The organism is Bacillus clarus (assembly GCF_000746925.1).
GTDB classification, from domain to species: domain Bacteria; phylum Bacillota; class Bacilli; order Bacillales; family Bacillaceae_G; genus Bacillus_A; species Bacillus_A clarus.
The window spans coordinates 1,299,676-1,318,235 of the sequence record NZ_JMQC01000008.1; the positions used below are offsets into that span (position 1 = coordinate 1,299,676).

General features: G+C 36.5%; 21 protein-coding genes. 2 read left to right on the forward strand and 19 right to left on the reverse strand.

Annotated features, from left to right (window positions below):
* Nucleotides 1-3 precede the first annotated feature (3 nt).
* Together DJ93_RS07490 and DJ93_RS07495 are read right to left on the reverse strand one after the other, a co-directional pair.
* On the reverse strand, nt 4-861 hold the full coding sequence (locus DJ93_RS07490) for a VOC family protein (RefSeq protein ID WP_042979994.1): 858 nt from the start codon (nt 859-861) through the stop codon (nt 4-6).
* Nucleotides 862-882: 21 nt separating this feature from the next.
* A complete protein-coding gene (locus tag DJ93_RS07495; RefSeq protein WP_042979995.1) occupies nt 883-1,287 on the reverse strand; it encodes a DoxX family protein in 405 nt (134 codons plus the stop codon).
* A gap of 157 nt (nt 1,288-1,444) precedes the next feature.
* On the opposite strand from DJ93_RS07495, the gene DJ93_RS07500 reads away from it, so the two are divergent.
* A complete protein-coding gene (locus DJ93_RS07500) occupies nt 1,445-1,990 on the forward strand; it encodes a helix-turn-helix domain-containing protein (RefSeq protein ID WP_042979996.1) in 546 nt (181 codons plus the stop codon).
* A 50-nt stretch (nt 1,991-2,040) separates the two neighbouring features.
* On the opposite strand, the gene DJ93_RS07505 is transcribed toward DJ93_RS07500, so the two are convergent.
* The 13 genes from DJ93_RS07505 to DJ93_RS07565 form a co-directional block, all read right to left on the reverse strand.
* Nucleotides 2,041-2,418 carry a hotdog family protein gene (locus DJ93_RS07505; RefSeq protein ID WP_042979997.1) on the reverse strand — a complete coding sequence of 126 codons (378 nt, stop codon included), beginning with the start codon at nt 2,416-2,418 and terminating at the stop codon, nt 2,041-2,043.
* A 324-nt stretch (nt 2,419-2,742) separates the two neighbouring features.
* On the reverse strand, nt 2,743-3,201 hold the full coding sequence (locus tag DJ93_RS07510; protein ID WP_042979998.1) for a GNAT family N-acetyltransferase: 459 nt from the start codon (nt 3,199-3,201) through the stop codon (nt 2,743-2,745).
* Nucleotides 3,202-3,284: 83 nt separating this feature from the next.
* Complete coding sequence (locus DJ93_RS07515) at nt 3,285-3,809, reverse strand: GNAT family N-acetyltransferase (protein ID WP_117287940.1); 525 nt, start codon at nt 3,807-3,809, stop codon at nt 3,285-3,287.
* Nucleotides 3,810-4,125: 316 nt separating this feature from the next.
* Nucleotides 4,126-4,521, reverse strand: coding sequence for an ankyrin repeat domain-containing protein (locus DJ93_RS07520; RefSeq protein ID WP_042980000.1), 396 nt, complete (start codon nt 4,519-4,521; stop codon nt 4,126-4,128).
* The gene (locus tag DJ93_RS07525) at nt 4,500-5,306 is read right to left on the reverse strand and encodes an ABC transporter ATP-binding protein (RefSeq protein ID WP_042980001.1); all 807 of its coding nucleotides are present in this window, start codon (nt 5,304-5,306) and stop codon (nt 4,500-4,502) included. The genes DJ93_RS07520 and DJ93_RS07525 overlap by 22 nt, the downstream gene beginning before the upstream one ends.
* Nucleotides 5,293-6,321 (reverse strand): FecCD family ABC transporter permease, encoded by a 1,029-nt coding sequence (locus tag DJ93_RS07530; RefSeq protein WP_042984159.1) that lies wholly within the window; start codon nt 6,319-6,321, stop codon nt 5,293-5,295. The genes DJ93_RS07525 and DJ93_RS07530 overlap by 14 nt, the downstream gene beginning before the upstream one ends.
* Before the next feature lie 5 nt (nt 6,322-6,326).
* Nucleotides 6,327-7,274, reverse strand: coding sequence for a helical backbone metal receptor (locus DJ93_RS07535; protein ID WP_042980002.1), 948 nt, complete (start codon nt 7,272-7,274; stop codon nt 6,327-6,329).
* 155 nt (nt 7,275-7,429) lie between these two features.
* Complete coding sequence (locus tag DJ93_RS07540; protein WP_042980003.1) at nt 7,430-7,657, reverse strand: YrhC family protein; 228 nt, start codon at nt 7,655-7,657, stop codon at nt 7,430-7,432.
* 127 nt (nt 7,658-7,784) lie between these two features.
* Complete coding sequence (adhE, locus tag DJ93_RS07545) at nt 7,785-10,388, reverse strand: bifunctional acetaldehyde-CoA/alcohol dehydrogenase (protein WP_042980004.1); 2,604 nt, start codon at nt 10,386-10,388, stop codon at nt 7,785-7,787.
* 259 nt (nt 10,389-10,647) lie between these two features.
* Nucleotides 10,648-11,781 carry a bifunctional cystathionine gamma-lyase/homocysteine desulfhydrase gene (locus tag DJ93_RS07550; RefSeq protein WP_042980005.1) on the reverse strand — a complete coding sequence of 378 codons (1,134 nt, stop codon included), beginning with the start codon at nt 11,779-11,781 and terminating at the stop codon, nt 10,648-10,650.
* Nucleotides 11,782-11,784: 3 nt separating this feature from the next.
* The gene (locus DJ93_RS07555) at nt 11,785-12,708 is read right to left on the reverse strand and encodes an O-acetylserine dependent cystathionine beta-synthase (RefSeq protein WP_042980007.1); all 924 of its coding nucleotides are present in this window, start codon (nt 12,706-12,708) and stop codon (nt 11,785-11,787) included.
* An 82-nt stretch (nt 12,709-12,790) separates the two neighbouring features.
* Nucleotides 12,791-13,486, reverse strand: a complete 696-nt coding sequence (gene mtnN / locus DJ93_RS07560) for a 5'-methylthioadenosine/S-adenosylhomocysteine nucleosidase (protein WP_042980009.1) — start codon at nt 13,484-13,486, stop codon at nt 12,791-12,793.
* Between the two features lie 14 nt (nt 13,487-13,500).
* On the reverse strand, nt 13,501-14,139 hold the full coding sequence (locus DJ93_RS07565; protein ID WP_042980010.1) for a class I SAM-dependent DNA methyltransferase: 639 nt from the start codon (nt 14,137-14,139) through the stop codon (nt 13,501-13,503).
* Nucleotides 14,140-14,275: 136 nt separating this feature from the next.
* Here DJ93_RS07565 and DJ93_RS07570 point away from each other — a divergent pair, with 136 nt between their 5' ends.
* Entirely contained in the window at nt 14,276-14,491 is a 216-nt protein-coding gene (locus tag DJ93_RS07570; protein WP_002160402.1) for a YrzA family protein, read from the forward strand.
* A gap of 34 nt (nt 14,492-14,525) precedes the next feature.
* Here the strand turns inward: DJ93_RS07570 and DJ93_RS07575 are convergent, their stop codons facing one another.
* The 4 genes from DJ93_RS07575 to greA all read right to left on the reverse strand — a co-directional run bounded on the left by DJ93_RS07575 (nt 14,526) and on the right by greA (nt 18,529).
* On the reverse strand, nt 14,526-15,185 hold the full coding sequence (locus DJ93_RS07575; protein WP_042980012.1) for a YrrS family protein: 660 nt from the start codon (nt 15,183-15,185) through the stop codon (nt 14,526-14,528).
* Between the two features lie 116 nt (nt 15,186-15,301).
* Nucleotides 15,302-17,056: a peptidoglycan D,D-transpeptidase FtsI family protein gene (locus DJ93_RS07580; protein WP_042980014.1), complete on the reverse strand. Its 1,755-nt coding sequence runs from the start codon at nt 17,054-17,056 to the stop codon at nt 15,302-15,304.
* Between the two features lie 99 nt (nt 17,057-17,155).
* Nucleotides 17,156-17,851, reverse strand: coding sequence for a hypothetical protein (locus tag DJ93_RS07585; RefSeq protein WP_042980015.1), 696 nt, complete (start codon nt 17,849-17,851; stop codon nt 17,156-17,158).
* A 201-nt stretch (nt 17,852-18,052) separates the two neighbouring features.
* A complete protein-coding gene (greA, locus tag DJ93_RS07590; RefSeq protein ID WP_042980016.1) occupies nt 18,053-18,529 on the reverse strand; it encodes a transcription elongation factor GreA in 477 nt (158 codons plus the stop codon).
* Nucleotides 18,530-18,560: the final 31 nt, after the last annotated feature.

Consider the following 18,560-nt stretch of genomic DNA (forward strand, 5'->3'; position numbering starts at 1 on the left):
TATTTAGGCTTCTCCTTTTACTATGAAGTGAATGCAATGTCCAAATGGATCCTCGACTTGTAATATTCCATCTTTATACGTAGCAACTGCGCCAATATATTTTAAGCTTTCACATACTTGCTCTTTTTGTTTTTCATCTGCTAGTACGATCGTGAAATATTTTAAGCCAACGGAATTTGGCATTTGCTGTGGTACACTTTCACCTTGCCACGTATTTAAACCGATATGGTGATGATAACCACCTGCTGATACAAATAATGCACCATTACGAGCCGGAATCGTTACTTCAAATCCAAGACCGTCAACATAGAAACGCTTCGCTTCTTCTAAATCAGCTACATGGAAATGAACGTGCCCCATCACAGTACCATCTGGGAATCCATTCCATGAACTTCCTTGTTGCAATAATCCTTCACCATCTAATGGGTTACTAACAAACGGTAGCTCTCCATTTTCGTCACGCCAAACTTCTTTTTGACGATCATGATAAATTTCAATCCCATTTCCATCTGGATCAGCTAAATAAAGAGCTTCACTAAAGTAATGATCTGCCCCGCCATGCAGCGGATACACTTTCTCTACAAGATGACGAAGAATATTTGCTAAGTCCTGTCTACTCGGTAATAAAATTGCATAATGGTATAAACCAGTTCGACCTCTTTGTTTTGGAAGAGCATCTTTCTTTTCTTCTATTATAAGAAGTGGTTCATTCTTTTCACTACCGAATGTTACAACCGTTCCCTCTTCTTGAATTACTTTCAATCGTAGTACTTCTGTGTAAAACTCTAGCGATTTCTTTATATTTGATACGTATAGATGAACAACACCAAGTGTTGTTTCGGGATGAAGTTGAAAGCTCATCTTGTTATACCCCCACTTGAATTAGTCTTTTTTTAACACTTTCGCTTTTAAGAAATTATCTACAAAACCGTCAGCTTTCGCAACAAATAAGTACGCACCCATTGCTAATAATGCAAGCTCTAACTCAAATCCAGGATTCTTTCCATCCCCTAATAAACCAGCCGACCATTTCACTTTTACGATTGCTCCAATCATAACTAATGCAAATAATAGACCGATATATCTTACACCTAAACCTAGAATTAATAATAGACCCCCAACTAATTCTACTGTTGCTACACCGTATGCAAGTCCTCCTGGTAAACCAATACTTGTAAACCACCCTGCAATATTGTCAATTCCTGATTGGAATTTTGTTAAACCGTGCATAAAGAACGTTACGCCTAACACGATACGAATAATTAAGTTACCGATATGTTGATTCATTTCTTTCTCTCCTTTATGGTTTTCTTATACAAAACTTTTATTTACATTACAAAACATACACTAAATTTTTTTATTCGTCAATTCATTTTTCATGAGAAAAAATATATTTTTTTTGCTATGATACAAATAGTTGTTTACAAAAAGGAGCTTGATTTTTATGAATATCGGTTCTGCAATACGCGAAATTCGTCAACGCAGAGGCATCACAATCGCCCAAATTTGTGAAGGGACAGGACTTTCTAAAGGCTTTATGAGTCAAGTTGAAAATAATAAAACATCACCTTCTATTTCAACTTTAGAAACCATTTCAAACTTTTTAAATGTTCCTCTTCCATATTTATTGTTAGAACAAAAAGATCGCATGAAAATTGTAAAAAAAGAAGAACGTAAATACAGTGTGTACGGAAAAGATGAACAAAGAATTGAGCATGTCGCAGAACAAAGTGGACTTCGCTTATCTTTAGTAGAAATTCCCGCTGGTTTTCCGAAAGAAAACTCCCCAAATGCTCATGAAGGCGAAGAATGTCATCTTGTATTACGTGGAAAATTAGAAGTACAACACGGTGAAGACATTGCAATTGTAGAAGAAGGTGATTCCTTCTCTTGGAATGCGTGTGTGCCTCATATCGTCCGCAATATTGGAGAGGAATCTGCATTGTTACTTATCTCTAGTTATGCAGAAAATCGAAAACGCGTTTACTAAACACATTTTATTGCATAAAAAGAAGCCTGTTATGAAACAGGCTTCTTTTTTTACTCTCTTATAATTCCATAACTATTTCCGACTAATACTGTTTTCTCTAGCTGATTTCGATAAACTGACTCTATCGCAACTTTTTTATACCCTTCCATTTGTTCAATATTTGTTAAAGTTATTTCACAAGTAATCGTATCCCCTGTAAACACAGGCCTAATAAACTCACTTACTAACTCCCTTGCTATGTAATGTAACTCCCCACCTATCTTCGTTCCGATGCTAGCAGTCAATAAACCATGTACCATAAGGCGCCCGTTTTCATCATATTCCATATGGTGCCTTCCTTTATCCCCCGTAAGATTTGCAAACTCAAGCACTTCCGCTTCTGTAAAACTTCTTTCGTATTTAAATGTATCCCCAACTTTTATACTCATTTTACGTCCCCTCTTCTTTTTCTGAATTTTCTATTTAATATTATCACAAAATGAATAACTACTCATTTTATTATTAATAAAAATTTGTAAAAGATGAAACTTATTGAATAGTTGTATTCTCAATTATGAATTTGAAGAATATCATAGCGAAATTACAATTGGTTTCAAAAATTATATTAACAAGTACATTAAAAATCCGGTTTCTTATTTATACCTTTTAAAACGATACTTCTATTTTCTTTTGCGATGTACTACCTCTTTTTTATAATAATCTGTGTATGCAAAAAAAGAATTGCTAGATGAAAGCAACCCTTTTCCTATCATTTATCGATGTCCTTCTTTTTTCGCTACTTGATAACCATAGTACGCACAAGTTCCATTTCTGGATAATTCCCTGACTTCTAAGCCACAACTACGATAAAAATCAAAATTATTAGCAGATGTATGTGCAAACCAATCACCGTGCGGAAGCTTTTGTAAACAGAGAGCCACAAGTTTCTTCCCTAATCCTTTTCCCCTATATTCACACTTCACAACTAAATCTACTATATTAGCAACCATAACTTGATCAGAAATGACTCTTACCATTGCAATCATTTCTTCCTCATCCCAGATCGTAAAAGCCCATGTTGAATTTTCAAATGCGATTGTAAATTTTTCGATTTGCCAAGATGGAATGCTATCGTTACTCCATCCCGCATCTTCAAATAATGTTTTAATTGCATAAGCTGGTACCCCGCTCGTTCCTTCTCGAATAATGAGACCATTATGATAAATATACACCTAATTCCCCCTTTGATTGCTATATATCATTCGTCATAAGTTAAATATTACCTTTTAAAAAAGAGAGAAAGGTGAGGAAACTTTCATCCCGTCCTTGTAATAGAATAAACAAGAATATCTTTCCCATGAAATGATGCTGTTTTTTCATAGCTAAGCCCTGTTTTCCTTGCTACAAATATAGAGGCAGGATGGTTTGGATTAATAAGAGAAATCAGCTTCTTTATTCGTAATGCCTGAAAACCGTAATCTCGAAATGCTGCCGCCGCTTCTTTTGCATATCCTTTTCCCCAATGTTCTGGAAGTAGCCAATATCCTATTTCAATTTCTTCTTTTCCATCTACTTGCTGCCTCACAAGCCCTGCATGTCCAATTGGTATTCCCGTATCCTTTTCAATCATTAAAAATAAACCTAGACCATTTTTATAATTAGGAAGAACCCATTCCTCTAAACTTTTTTTACATTGCATATATGTTTTTAGGGTTCCATTTCCAATATAACGCATTACTTTATCATTTCCCCATAAAGATGCATAAAACTCTAAATCATTTATTGTATATTTGCGAAACTGTAAACGATCTGTATGGAACATGTCTCTGCTCCTTCCCATAGTTTTCTTTCTACAACTAAACTATTAGCCTTCCTTTACACGATCATATATTTCAAAATACATAGTTACCATTATAAACGAATCGGATTGTAAATACAGAAAGTTCAAACTATATATACAATCATATAAAAAAAGCAGTAGACAAAAATTGTCTACTGCATCCATATCATACATAGCATAAAGAAAACTACAATTGAGGGGGGTGTAGGATTTCCTGTTATACTAAATATTTATCCCGTTCTAACGGGCGGTAAACCTTCCAATCTCTTATCCTTCCAGTGGAAGGTTTACCGCACACAAGAACCTTTTGCGGTAATTAAGCAAGTGCTGATACATATTCAAAAACATGCTGTGCTTCTTCGCCACCCATTCTTGCATGTTGAAGTAGGGGTATACCATGCGGGCCAGATGCACGTAGCGCTTCTGGTTGTGCCACTAAAATAGCCTGTACAATTTCAAGTTCTCCAAGCATAGCAGCTGTAAAAATATCCATACGAGCTCCTTTTTCTAATAAATAACGTGCAATATCTTTTCGTCCTACATGCGCAGCTGCTCCTAAAGCACTTTCCCAATCTGCTCCGCCCCAATTATAAGAAGCATGAAGTAAACTTGGTGATTCTGCTAAAAGCTCTTGAACTTTCTCTAAGTCTCCATGAGCTGCCATAACAAATTCTCTTACTAATTCAATGGTCATACGTTCCTCTGTTTGCATCGTTCTTCTCCTTTTCCACAAATTCGTTTCGGTGTAAAGAATGGTTTTTCACTACCTTGAAATATATCGACTTCAATTCCAAATACGTGCTGAAACATTTGATGACATAAAACACATTCTGGTACTCCGTCGTACTGGATTTTCCCTTTCTTTAGTACAAGTAAACGATCACTATATTGAGCTGCTTGATTAATATCATGCAAAACCATTACAATCGTCATACCGAACTCTTCATTTAATCGCTTAACAAGCTCCATTACTTCTAACTGGTGAACGATATCTAAAAAAGTTGTCGGCTCATCTAACAATAAAACATTTGTCCGTTGTGCAAGTGTCATCGCAATCCAAACACGTTGTCTTTCCCCACCTGATAAAGACTGCAAGAGACGATATTCATATCCTTCCAACTTTGTAACAGATAGCGCCCAATCGACAATCTCTTTATCTTCTTTACTTAAACGACTATTCCACGATTTATGAGGCACTCTTCCAAACTCAATCAGTTCTTTCACTGTTAAATCTAATTGATGATCCTGCATTTGCGGCAACATTGCTAACTTCTTCGCTACATCAGCACTTTTCATCGCATGAATGCTTTTTCCATCTAAAACAATCTCTCCTACACTCGGATCAAGTAGCCTTGCAATTAAGCGGAGTAAAGTGGATTTTCCGGATCCATTCGGACCAATTAAGCTAACAATTTCACCAGCTTTAATATGTACATTCATATTTTTCATTTGGAACCTTTCTGAATGTGCGTAAGACACCTCTTTAACGGAAAGCACTTTGTTTTCCTCCCCTCTGAATTAAATATAAGAAGAATGGGCCACCTAAGAAAGACAATAAAATCCCAACAGGCAATTCGATTGGATCAAACCAACTTCTAGCTATCGCATCTGCAAAAACAAGTAATACTCCTCCACCAAGACATGATAACGGCAACAAGTATCTATAATCACTTCCGACTAATAGACGTAGCATATGAGGTACAACAAGTCCAACAAATCCGATGAGTCCAGAAACACTTACTGCAATTCCAGCTAGTAATGTACTTATGACAATTAAGAAAAAGCGACTTTTTTCTACATGATGTCCTAACAGTTTTGCCATCTCATCTCCAAGCATAAGTATCTGAATATGTTTAATGCCAAAGAAAGCGAATATAATAGCGAATATCGCATAATAAATAATCATATTTAAATGCGCCCAGCTCACACCACCAATTCCACCAGCTAGCCATGGTAATACAGATTGTACTTTATCACTATGCAATAACATTAATGCTGAAGTTGCAGCACCAATTAAAGCATTGATCGAAACGCCAACTAATACAATTCGTGAAGGCGGTGCTCCTTTTTGCCATGACAAAGCGTAAATCACCATCGCTGTAATAAAAGCTCCTAAAAACGCTCCAAGCGGTAAGAAAGCCATATACTGTGGAAATAAGATCATAATCACAATCGCAACAAATCCGGCTCCGGATGAAACACCGATAATACCAGGATCTGCAAGAGGGTTTCTCATAACCCCTTGCAATAATGCTCCCGATGCTGCTAAGCATGTACCTACGATAAACCCAACAAGTACACGTGGAATACGAAGATCCCACACAATTCGATGGACTGTTGAGTTCTCATCTTGTATACCTAGTATAATGTCTTGTAATGAAAAGGATAAACTCCCCGCAATAAGACCATAAAAAAGGCCTAGAACGGTTAATACAATCAAACCAACCGTCAATATCCATCTTTTTTTTGCAAAAGGATGTGCCTTTTCCTTTACTAATTCACTACTCTCCATGTTCATCATTTCCTTACATCTTGTATACTTTTATACATAAAGTCCATCGCTTCTGTTACTTTCGTTCCAGGATTTGAACCAAATAAATCTGGTGGTAAAATAACAACACGGTTCTGTTTCACTGCCTCCAAATTTTTCCACGCTTCATTTTTCATCATTTCTCCTTCAAATGCTTTTTTCACGCCTTCTGGGTCTCCATGTGTAATTAAGTAGATAACCTCTGGATTTGCTTCAATAATACGCTCTACACTTAATTGCGCATACTGCGGATATTCTTTCATTTTTGGAAATTCAGCCGCGATATTTTTCCCGCCTGTTTTTTCTAAAATATCACCTGATAAAGAGTTTGGTAATGCCGCTAAATATGTCCCAGGTGCTCCGTAAACTAGCAATGCTTTTACATCGCTCTTTTTCTCATATTTCTTCATTTGATCATTAATGCTTTGATTTAATTCCTTCGCTTTATCTTCCTTCTGCATGACCGTTCCATATGCTTCAATACTCTTCTGAATATCTTTTATAGAATTCGCTGAGGAAATCATTACTTTTGTCCCTTGTCCCTCAACAGTCGGAATATTTTTTTGAAACCCATTATTTGCAACAAGAAGGTCTGGCTTTAAACTAGCAATTTGTTCAAAGTTTGGTTGATGTGCGTTTCCAATTACTTGCGCCTTCTTTAAATCTTCTGGAAGAGTTAAATTCGTATCTGGACGCCCTATCACTTTACCACCTAAAGCGTGGATAATATTCATATCTCCTACACTCAAAGTCGCAAAACTTTTAGGAGCTTTGTCGAATGTTACTTTTCTGTTTGATGAGTCTGTAATCTCTATTTTTTCTTTTTCTTTGTCTGCCTTTGTTGCTGATGCTTGTTCGTTTCCTTTCGCATTGCAACCGATTAACAAGAAAAAAATCGATAAAATTGCCGTAAACAGCGTTATATATTTTTTCATTTCCCCACCTCTAATTGATAATGATAATCACTTTCTACTACTATACTTTAATTGATAAAGATTATCATTGTCAATATAGAACGCATACATTTTCTACAAAATAAAAAAACGCTACAAAAAGAGACAAGCTTTTCGTAGCGCCTTATCTAGTAATCTTATTCATATTCGTTCTCCTCTAACCGATCGCGTAGCATTTGAACACGCTTAAAAAAGAAAAATGACATACTTAGCAATAAAACGATTCCACCCATCATTACATACGACTGGATTATTTCCCTTCCCTCGTTCGGTAGCAACAAACCGATCATTAAAAATGTACTTAGGGCGAGAAGAACTTGTCCGAAGCGAATATAATCTGCTATTTTCTGTTGTAACTCTTTCATGTCTTTACCACTCCTCCTTCTCACTGTATCATATTCTACTAGCTTCAAACCTAAGTAAATACAGCCAATGAGGGAGAAGATTTCCAAAGAAAAAAGAGCCACAAATTTGAGCGGCTCTTTTTCTTTATTATACGCCTTTGTATGCCTCCATATATACTGCTTTCAACTCTGAAATAAGCGGCAATTTTGGATTCGCTGTTGTACATTGATCTTCGAAAGCTCTTTCCGCAAGTATTCCAACAACATCTTCAAACCTTTCTTGTTCCACACCTTGTCCAGCAATACTCATCTTAATATTTAACTCTTTGCCAAGAGAAATAATTGCTTGTACAAGCGATTCCACACCTTCTGCCGTCGTGCTAGCTGGTAAACCGAGCATTCTTGCAATATGTGCATAACGTTCATCTGCAACAAAGTGCTCATATTTCGGGAATAGTGCATGTTTCCTTGGTTTGATAGCGTTATAACGGATGACATGCGGCATAAGGATTGCATTGGCACGCCCGTGCGGAATATGGAATTCCGGTCCAATTTTATGTGCTAAACTATGATTAATACCAAGAAATGCGTTGGCAAATGCCATTCCAGCAATGGCAGAAGCGTTATGCATTTTTTCTCGCGCTTCTTCATCATTTCCATCATTATATGCTCGCGGTAAATATTTAAATACAAGATCAATTGCTTTCATTGCTAAACCATCTGTATAATCATTTGCCATAATAGACACATATGCTTCAATTGCATGTGTTAATACGTCCATTCCAGTGTCTGCCGTTACATGAGGTGGTACTGTCATTACAAATTGCGGATCAACAATCGCTACATCTGGTGTTAATTCATAATCTGCAAGCGGATATTTTATATTATTTTTCTTATCCGTAATAACTGCGAATGGTGTTACTTCTGAACCCGTTCCCGATGTCGTTGGTATCGCTACAAATTGCGCTTTATTGCCAAGCTTCGGATATTTACATGTACGCTTTCTTATATCTAAAAACTTCTGTTTAATCCCATAAAATGTTGTTTCTGGATATTCATAAAAAAGCCACATCCCTTTCGCTGCATCCATCGCTGAACCGCCACCAAGAGCAATAATTACATCTGGCTTGAAGCTTCTCATCATGTCAGCTCCTTTAAAGACCGTTTCATCTGATGGATCCGGTTCTACTTCAAAGAAGACTTCTACTTTCACATCATTTGCATGTTTACGTAAATAGTGCGTTACCGTATCTACATAGCCATGTTCGACCATCCCTGGATCCGTTACAATAAATGCCCGTGAAATATTTGGCATGTTTGTTAAATATGCTGTAGCATGCTTTTCAAAATAAATTTTCGGTGGCAATTTGAACCACTGCATATTCTTTTTTCTACTTGCCAACCTTTTTATATTTAATAAGTGTGTAGCTGTTACGTTTTGAGAAACAGAGTTCTTCCCATACGAACCACATCCAAGTGTGAGCGATGGAATAAATGCATTATATATATCACCAATTCCACCTTGTGATGAAGGAGCATTTACAATGAGACGGCAAGCTTTCATACGCAATCCAAATTGCTTTTGCACTTCTTTATTTGTAGAATGGATTACAGCCGAATGCCCTAAACCACCAAGGTCCAGCATTCCTTCACAATATGCAAATCCTTCTTCTAATGAATTTGCTTTTACACAAGCTAATACTGGACTCAGTTTTTCACGAGATAGTGGATACACTGCTCCAATCCCTTTAATTTCAGCTACAAGCATCTTTGTATCTTCTGGTACAGTAATCCCTACTAACGCTGCAATGTACTGTGCTGATTTCCCGACGATATCACTATTTACTGCACACGTATTTTCATTAATGACAAGCTTTTCTAATTTTTTTCTTTCTTCTTCTGTTACAAAGTAACAATTATTTGCAATCATTTCTGCTTTAACATCATCATAAATTTCCTTATCTACAATAATAGCTTGTTCAGATGCACAAATCATACCGTTATCAAATGTTTTCGATAAAATTACATCATTAACAGCTCGTTTTACTTGTGCTGATTTTTCTATATAACATGGTACATTACCAGGCCCTACACCTAGCGCTGGTTTGCCAGTAGAATAAGCTGATTTCACCATTCCAGCTCCTCCAGTTGCTAGAACGAGCGCAACACCTTCGTGATTCATTAATTGTTTCGTTGCTTCAACAGAAGGTCTTTCAATCCATTGAATACATTGCTTTGGTGCACCAGCCTTCACAGCTGCATCGTATACTGTTTTCGCCGCTGCAATGGAACAGTTTTGTGCAGAAGGGTGAAATGCGAAAATAATTGGATTTCTCGTTTTTATTGCTATTAATGCCTTAAACATCGTTGTCGACGTTGGGTTGGTCACTGGCGTTACCCCAGCTACTACACCAACTGGCTCTGCAATTTCTATTATTTCTTCATGAGGATCTTCATGAATAATTCCTACCGTTTTGTCTTTCTTTATACTATGCCAAATATATTCGGTGGCAAAAATATTTTTAATACATTTGTCTTCATGTACACCGCGGCCAGTTTCTTCAACAGCCAACTTCGCAAGTGGCATATGTTGATCAACACCTGCAAGCGCCATTTCATGAACAATGTTGTCAATTTTCTCTTGTGTAAAACTTTCTAATGCTCGTAAAGCTTCCTGACCGTTCTTTACTAACGTATCAATCATTTCTGTTACTTCTTGCATTTCATTTACAACTTTCTCTTTGACTACCATGTGAATCTCCTCCTATTCTGCTATTATGGTCTTAAAATGTCCCTATCAGTCATATTAAGTCCCGATTAAAGTGAAAAATAGAGTTACCTTTCTACATGAATTTCATCTTATTGTGAAATACTTCACAAGTTTATGTGTGAAGTAATATTTCATGACTTCACTATACATGAAATCATTTTATTTGTGTATGTCTAATTTGTGAAATATTTCACAAATTTATTTTTTTAAAAGCACCGCCCTATTTAGCAGTGCTTTTTCATTATGCTAACGCTTGTGCTAAATCTTCAATTAAATCTTCACCGTCTTCAATACCGACAGAAATACGAATTAATGTATCTGTAATTCCTAATTCTTTACGGCGATCAGCTGGAATAGATGCATGTGTCATTTGAGCTGGAATAGAAATTAAACTTTCTACGGCCCCTAGGCTTTCAGCAAGTGTAAAGTATTGTACCTTCTCAAGTACTTTATTTAACGTTTCTTCACTATCTACATCAAATGAGATAATTGCACCGAATCCGTTTGCTTGTTCTTTTGCTAATTCATAATTCGGATGCGTTTCAAGACCTGGATAATATACTTTATTTACTTTCGGATGGTTATTTAAAAACTCAGCAATTGCGCGTGAATTTGTTTCATGCTCTTCCATACGAATTCCTAATGTTTTTAAACCACGAAGTAATAAGAAGCTGTCTTGTGGTCCTAAAATACCGCCTGTTGAATTTTGTACGAAGTGAAGATCTTCAGCCAATTGCGGGCTATTTACAACTACTAATCCAGCAACAACGTCACTATGTCCTCCTAAATATTTCGTTGCACTATGAAGTACAATGTCTGCTCCTAGAGAAATTGGTGACTGCCAGTATGGTGTCATAAATGTGTTATCAATAATCGTTAGTAATCCTTTTTCTTTTGCTAGAGTAGATATTTTCTTAATATCTGTAATTTTCAGTAATGGATTCGTTGGTGTTTCCACATAAACTGCTTTCGTATTTGGACGAATAGCTTCTACAACTTCTTCTAAGTTTGTTGTATCTACAAACGTGTGCTCAATACCGAAACGATTTAATACTTTCGTAATAACACGATACGTTCCGCCGTAAACATCATCTGTTAAAATGACGTGATCTCCTTTTGAGAACAACATGATAGTTGCTGTAATAGCAGCCATTCCTGATCCAAATGCAAATCCAGCATGGCCGTTTTCTAACACTGCAATCATTTCTTCTAACGCTGAACGTGTTGGATTCCCTGTACGTGAATATTCATATCCTTGATGTTTACCAACTGCTTCTTGTCTATACGTACTTGTTTGATAAATCGGTACATTTACAGATCCAGTTGAAGGTTCTCCTATGCGAATACCATGAATTAACTTTGTTTTTGCTCTCATTTTTTATTCCCATCCTTTGTATATATCTTTACTTAAGTAACGCTCACTACTATCCGGAAAAATCGTTACAATATTTGTACCTGGCTTTGCCTTCTCAGCTTCTAATAAGCTTGCATGAAATGCCGCTCCTGAAGAACTTCCAACGAGAAGACCCTCTTTCTGTGCCAACTCTTTCACACGTAAAAATGCATTTCGATCGGAAATCGTATGAATTTCATCAAAATAAGATGTTTTTAAAAATGGTGGAATGAACTCAAGACCAATTCCTTCTGTTTCGTGTGAACCAGCTTCACCACCATTTAAAATGGATCCTTCTGGCTCTACAATTACCGTTTTAATGTCAAGATTTTGTTCTTTTAAATAGGACGCAGTTCCCATAAATGTACCGCCAGTACCTGCTCCTGCAACAAATATGTTAATCTCTCCATTAAGCGCGTACCACAGTTCAGGACCTAGTGTTTTAAAATAAGCACGTGGATTTGCATCATTAGCAAATTGACTTGGAGAGTATGAATTCGGAATTTCTCTTACTAATTCTTTTGCCTTCGCAATTGCACCGGTCATTCCTTGCTCAGTTGGCGTATGAACAACTGTTGCACCTAGCGCTTTCATTAATTCCTGTTTTTCAATACTAAATTTCTCTGGTACACAAACAATGACGCGTAAATCATGCTCTAACGCCGCAAGTGCCAGTCCGATGCCCGTATTTCCAGCCGTCGGTTCAATAATTGTACCACCTTGCGTGATGAGGCCTTTCGCTAGTGCATCTTCGATTAATTCTCTCCCTAATCGATCTTTCACACTTCCGCCTGGATTATAGAATTCAAGCTTCGCGAATAACCGTACATCTTCTGGAAGTGAAAATCGAGTAATTTCTACAATCGGTGTATGACCAATCAATTCATGAACTCCACGATATACCTTCATCGTGTTCTCCCCCTTATTTGCCAATAAAGAAAAGGCAACTGTATGTATTTTCTTTATATGAGACAGTTGCCTTTTTGTTACATTACTTTAACTCTTCTAATACTTTTACAATAAAGTTTGTAGAATGAAGAGCTGCTTGATCTAAAAATTGATCAAATGAAACATTTGATTCTTTACCAGCAATATCAGAAAGTGCACGAATAATTACAAACGGAACTTCATATTGGTGGCATACCTGTGCAACAGCTGCTGCTTCCATTTCTACCGCGTAAAGGTTTTCGAATTTATCACGAATAGCTGCAACACGGTTTGGATCACTCATAAATGAATCACCTGTTGCAATCATACCTTTTACAACTTGAATATTTTCTTCTGCCTTCATACATTTCTCAGCTAATGCAATTAATGCCTCATCAGCTTTAAATCCAGGTGGCATTCCTGGCACTTGACCATATTCGTAATCAAATACCGTTACATCTACGTCATGATGGCGAACTTCTGTTGAAATAACAACGTCCCCAACATTTAAAGATTGGTGGAATCCACCAGCTGAACCAGTATTAATTACTTTTTCAGGTCTGTATCTCTCTAATAAAATTGTCGTTGACATCGCTGCGTTTACTTTACCAATACCTGACTTTAACAAGATTACTTCATGCCCTGCCAATAGCCCCTTCGTAAATTCACAACCTGCCACGGTTTCTGTCTCTGCTTGTTCTAATTTGTCACGTAAAATACGTACTTCTTCTTCCATTGCTCCAATTACAGCAATTCTCAATCTAATCCCTCTTTCTATTGCTTAGTTGCCTCCATTACCCAAACGAAATGATTTAATCTCGTGAACGTTACATGGAAGCCGTTGTTTTCAAAAATAGATCGCATGATCGGAATACGTGTATAGTATTCTGTTTGCAAATCGTTTGCTAACTGATGAAAACCTCTTTCTTTTGCTGTTTCAACAGTTTTATCATATGCTTCTTGATCTGCAAATATCGTATCAGCAAACACTATTTTACCACCTTTGTTTAGCAATTGACTATACTTCGCAATCGCTACATCTTTTTCATCATCTGTTAAATGATGAAATGCATAGGTGCTCACAATAGTATCAATCGAATTCGGGACTTCAAATGAAAGAAAATCACCTTCTGTAATAGAAAGCTCTTTTGGTAATTTCTCTTTTGCAATAGCACGCATTTCACGTGACGGCTCTATGCCGTAAACGGTGCGACCGGCAAGTAATAATTTATTTGTTAAATTACCAGTACCAACACCAAATTCTAATACATTACCAAATGACTTGTTTACTACATCCTCTAAAATGTCCTCATAATGAGCGAAAACTTCTTTATATTGTATATCTTCGCCTTGTACAAATGAGTCGTACGTATGAGCCCATTCGTCAAATAAACCATTAAATTCTGTACCCATAAAAATTCCCCTTTTTCTTATCGGTTTTATCAGTATAATATGCCCTCTTTCTAAAAATGTCAATTAAAATGTACATGGTATTTCCTTCTTTTCTTTGTTACACTATATTTGATTATGCAAGAGAGGAGCGGTCAGCGTGTCATTTACCTTTGAAATGTTAGAAGATAAAGTAGAGTTTTTTGAGGCTGCAAACTTAGTTTCTCTAGAGAAGAAAATTAGCGAACAAATTGATAATAATAAAGCACTTATGCTCGAAGTTCATCATATTTCTCACCAAATGGTTATGGATCCTGAAAGCAAAAGACCTTATTACAGCGCAGTTGTTCACTTTAAATTAAAAAAATTACGCTAACTAAAAAAGAGAGGCTCCTAAGAGCCTCTCTTTTTTAGTTTAGAGTTTGAACAAGTGTTGGTTTCCAACCCTCATTGTCTACCCAATCAATATTTACATAATATTTTTTACCTGATTGCTTATCTTGTACGTTGCCGTAAGCTTTATTCTTACCGTTATTACCGATTCTATGAATAATTAATTGCTCTACTGGAACGTCAATTGCAGCGGAAATCGCTTGATTCATCTCATTCCAATCTGCTGTACCTTTTTTAAACGTCATCGCAGGTGTTGCACCTTGTTCTGTACCCACTGGCTTCCAAGAAGATTTCGTATAAGCATCTGTTGCTTTTGGCTGTGTCTTTTCAGCTGGTGCTTTCTCGTTAGCTTTTGCTTCTTCTTCAGCTTTTTTCTTTTCTTCTTCAGCCTTTTGCTTCTCTTCTTCTTCTTTTTTCTTCGCTTCTGCTAGTTCTTTATCTTTCGCCTTAGCTTCTTCTTTATCTTTCGCTTTCTCAGTTTTCTCAGTTTTTTCGTTTTTCGTTGTTTGCTGAGCTACTTTCTTCTCCTCAGAAGCTGCTTTCTCTTTTGTTTCAGGAACAAACAATTGATATGCTACAATAGCTACTGCTACTAATACAATAGCAATTGCAATATTTAAAACACCGTTTTGACGACGTTTTTGTTGTTTCTGTTGAAACCTAGATCCTCCTGCCATTCTTCAAACCTCCATGCAGTTTTTCATACTTGCTATTGTAACATTAAATCAAGAAAGGTTGAACATTTACGATAATATTTTCACGAAATAAGAAAATTTCATAATGCATTGCACGATTACTTTCCACTTTCTATGCGAAAAATTTCTTCTACTAATTCTTTAAAAATCGGTGTAATATTGGTGCCTCCATTATTTGTCTCTATATCAACAACAACTAGAGCATATCTTGGATGTTCATATGGAAAATAACCAGCAAACCAGCGATTCACCTGATCTCCTTTTCCAGTTTGCGCCGTTCCTGATTTCCCGGCGACAGCTAACGGTAATCCACGAAAGGCTGCTCCTGTTCCTTTCTCCATCGTTACAACCCCTCTTAATACTTCCTGTAACCTTTTCACTGTTTCATAAGGAAGTTGTTTTCCTTCCAATTTATGATCTTCAAACTCAAAAAAATCCGTTCCATTTCTATATAATATTTTATTCACAGCTTTTACTTCCATCTTGTCGCCACCCCTAGCAATCGTTGCCATCATATTCGCAACAGCGAGAGGAGATACGCGTACATCCTTTTGCCCAATTGCAGTTTGAGCGATCGCTTTTCTACTCCCTTTATTTTCTTCCCCACTCCAAACAATAGCGCTCTTCTCCTCGGGCATTTGTTCGAAATCATGTGTGTGAAACACTGTTCCTTTCCATCCAACTCTCCCGCTCCCTCCTAAGGCTTCTAAATACGTTTCAAACACCTTTTTATCCTTTTGCATCAGTTCATTACCTAATACGGCAAATGTCCTATTGCAGCTTCTAGCAATGCTCTCATTAAAGTTTAATGCGCCCATCATAACTTGAGGGGGATTTTCACCGTATGGATCCGTATTACAATTGAATATACGGCTAGAGTGAATCAGTTTTTGATCAATCGCCGCCGCTGCAATGACTGTTTTAAAAACAGAACCAGGGAAATGCGGTGTGAGCATTTGGTTTTCAAGCGTCAATTTATATGCACTCTTATTTTTCAGCTGCAAGGACGGTTTACTCACCATCGCTAAAACTTCATTTTTCTTCACATCAAGCAATACTAATCCACCTTTTTTAATTCCATTTGTTTGTACAAGTTCTTCTGCTTTTTGTTGCAACGTTTTATGTAATGTTGTCTGAATCGTAATCGGATAAAATGGATTTCCTGGAGAAGTGTATTTCGCTTTCTTACCAAAAATCGGTTCTCCTTGCCGATCTACTTGATATAATACTTTCGTTTCTCCATCCGTCATTAAAAACTCATCAAACGATTGCTGCAATCCGGAAATACCAATCGGTGTTTGCTTCGATAACTTTTTCATATCTCCATACCGTTTTTGAAATTCCCGCTCGTTTTCCCCGAGCACACCGATTACATGCTCCGCTTCTTGCACTCTCTTTATTCTAACTTCAGCCGCTACCATACCTAATATATCTGCACTATTTACCTTCTCCATCTGATTTTTCGTTAATTGAAATGGTTGATTCCCCCTTTGCAGTATAAAGGCCTGCTTTTTGTCTTTTATTTGCATTTGTATCTCTCGACTAGACACACCAATGATATGCGCGATTTTCTCTAACATGTCATTTTTTATTTGAAGAAATGGAAAAATAATTAATACTGGGTATGTTTCCTCACCAAGTGTAGCACCATTTCGATCAACAATATGTCCCCTTCCGTTATCGACTGTAACTGACTGTGTACGCTGGTTGACACTCTTCTCAATCAAATTAATATTTCGATCTGTAAATGATTCAGTATCTATAATCTGTATTTGAATCAAACGAAAAAGTAACAAAAACATCATGCACATAAAACAAATTAAGGTGATCATAATTCTCCGTTTCATATTCATAAAAACACCTCGTCTATTGTAGTTTAGACGAGGTACTGTTTTATTTATACAAACTGCAAAATTAAAAGATATATTATCTCAATATGCTTCAAGCCATTATTACTTTTTGGGCTTCTCTAGAAATTTCATAAGAAGCGATCTAAATTCAGTTTCATTCACTCCAGCATTTTTTGCAACCTCAATTACAGTTGTTGTTACCTGACCTGCTACCTTTAAGTATTCAGCACTTAAATTGTTCATTTCACTTCTTTTTTCTTTTGCATTTTCAACCGTTACAGAATCAATGCACACAATCATCTTATCTACAATCTGCAAGTAATTATTTTCTGCATCTATGATTTTTTGAATATCACTTTTATTACTTATTTTAGATTGTTTTAAATATGTATATGCTTGATTCACTTCATCTTTGAGAAGTTTATCATTATTCTTTGCCTGTTCTTGTAACATATCCTTCATATCATCTATTGTTTTTTGATCCATCGAATCCCGTAATAAATATTCTGAGTTCCCAATCGCATAATCATACTTAATCGTTACATTCTGCAATATTTTCATTACAATAGCTAATTGATACTCCAAATCAAACTCATCAAACTTCTTGTTATCAATACTTGATTCTACTTTCTCTTTTGGACTTTCTGTACTTTTCGAATTCTCAGTTACAGCATTATCCTTTTTTTCTTCTTGCTTCACTTTTTCCCCCTTTGATGATGTAGCCTCCTCGTTAGTTCCACACGCAGTGAGCCCTAATATGGAGATACTAGAAATCAGTACCGTAAATATTTTTTTCATACTTACCCTCTTTCCCCTTTAAAACTGTTCCATGTTGTAATAATTAAAACTTAAAATCCTTAATTATACTATCAAACTTTTTAGTATTTTATTGTCTTTTCCTGTCGAACCGTTTGAAAGTTCAAACAGCTTTTATATTTGTGTAAAAAGAAAAAGTTAAAATAATAAAAAGGATCCTCCCAATTGGGAGGATCCTTTTTATTATTTTACAGAGATAATCTCTACTTGCATTTCTCCGCCTGGTGTTTGGATGGCTACCTTCTCACCAATTTGCTTACCTAATAAGCTTTTTGCGATTGGAGAATCGTTAGAAATTCTTCCTTCAAATGGATCTGCTTCTGCGCTACCTACGATTGTGTAAGCTTCTTCGTCTCCACCTGGTAATTCTTTAAATGTTACTGTTTTGCCTAATGTTACAACTGTAGACTCTTCACCATTGTCTTCAATGATAACCGCATTACGGATCATGTTTTCTAATTGTGTAATACGTCCTTCTACGAATGCTTGCTCATCTTTCGCTGCATCGTACTCAGAGTTCTCAGAAAGATCTCCGAAGCTACGTGCGATCTTAATGCGCTCTACCACTTCTTTACGTTTTACTGTTTTTAATTCCTCTAGTTCGTTCTCTAATTTTTGCTTACCCTCTTGCGTCATAGGGTATGTTTTTTCTGTTGCCATATTTTCCACTCCTTTTATATACCAATCCCCC